Source organism: Burkholderia sp. LMG 13014, from assembly GCF_905232215.1.
GTDB lineage: Bacteria > Pseudomonadota > Gammaproteobacteria > Burkholderiales > Burkholderiaceae > Burkholderia.
This window is the reverse complement of record NZ_CAJNKE010000936.1, coordinates 1-1,584: the sequence shown is the minus strand read 5'-3', so window position 1 is coordinate 1,584 and position 1,584 is coordinate 1. Positions and strand designations below refer to the sequence as shown.

At 68.2% G+C, this 1,584-nt stretch carries 1 protein-coding gene and 1 pseudogene; both read left to right on the top strand.

What is annotated here, in order from left to right:
• Window positions 1–464: pseudogene (locus JYJ84_RS36300) on the top strand (hypothetical protein); the annotation flags it as partial.
• Between the two features lie 29 nt (window positions 465–493).
• The coding region (locus JYJ84_RS36295; protein WP_205190267.1) for a hypothetical protein at window positions 494–1,584 on the top strand (1,091 nt) is incomplete at its 3' end.

The following is a 1,584-nucleotide window of genomic DNA, read 5'->3' as shown; positions in this document are numbered from 1 at the left end:
CGACGCGGCAGACGAAGACGGCCGCCGAAGTCGATCGCGATTACCGCGCGAGCAATCGCAACAACCTGCCGCCGTACGCGAAGATCGACGCATACAACACGGTCGTGACGCCGCGCTCCGCCGTCAAGGCCGGCGATCCGATCAAGCTGGAATCGCAGATTCGCGCGGTGTCCGGTACCAACGAGCCCGTCCAGGAAGTCAAGGAAGTCGTGACCGTCTACGCGCCGTCGGGCGAGCAGTTCAAGCGCGGCGAGAAGGTCGTCAACGCGACGCCGGGCAGCGGCGAATTCGACAACAGCTTCACGCTGAAACTGCCGTCGGGCGCACCGCAAGGCACGTACACGCTCAAGAGCCAGGTCTACCTGAACGGCAAGCCCGGCACGATCCGGCAGTCGAACATCCAGTTGGCGCAGGTCGACGGCGTCACCGTCGTCGCGCTGCTCGACACCCCCGTCGCACACTGACCGGCCCGTCCTCGCAAGGAGATTCAACGATGTCAACGCTCGATCACGCACCCGAGGCCGGCAAGTTCGGCCTGCTGCGCGCCGCCGAGGCGGTCACGAACTGGCGCGCGCTCGCCATGTGCGCTTTCGCGATCGTCGCCAGCATGCTGATGGGCATGCTCACGATCCAGGTCCTCCGTCACAGCCCGGTGCTCGGCCTGCTGTTCGTCATCGCGACCTTCGCCACCGCGCTCATCGGCTATTCCGCGGTCGGTATCGTGCTGATGCGCGATGCGCAGGGCGAATCGGTCGGGTTCGTCGATGCGGTGCTGCAGGCGACGTTCACCGCCCACCGCCTCCTCGGGATCGGCGTGCTGCTCGCCGTCGGCTGGGTCCTGCTGCTGCTCGCGCTGCTGATCGTGTTCCTGGTCTGCAAGATCCCGGGCCTCGGCCCGCTGCTGTATGCGATCGCGTATCCGCTCGCGGCGATCGTCGCGGGCGCGGTCTTCGCCGGCATGTGGTACGTCGGCTATCCGCTCGCCGCCCCTGCCATCTGGCAGGGCAATACGACGCTGCAGACCGCCGCGCGCCTGCTGCATATCGGCCGCCGCCAGCTGCTGGGCGTGATCGTCAGGATGTTCGGGCTGCTGCTGCTCGTCGGCGTGCTGTCGGCGGTCGTGTTCGGCATCCTCGGCACGGGTGCCGCGATCGCGTCGTCGATCTCCGCGGCGACCGGCACCAGCCCGTTGGGCGGCTTGCTGGGCATGCTCGGCGGCATGGGCGGCCTGGGTGGCCTCGGCGGGTTCGGCCGGCACGCCAGCGCGTACGGCATGGGCGCCTACGGTCTCGGCGCGGATGCCACGGGTAGCGGCTTCGGCGGGATGGGCGGCATGGGCGGGTTCGACTACCGCAGCATGGCCTACCTGGGCGCGTACGGCTTCGGCAACGGCCTGCTGTTCGCGATCGGTCTCGTGATTCCGTTCCTGACGTTCGTCAACGGCACCTGCCTCATCTACCTGCAGACGGTCAGCGGCGTCGACTTCTCCGCGACGGAAGAAAAGCTGAGCCAGCACGTCGCGGATGCGAAACGCCACGCCGAACAGGCCCGCGAGCGCGCCGCCGATCGCCTCGCGAAAGCACG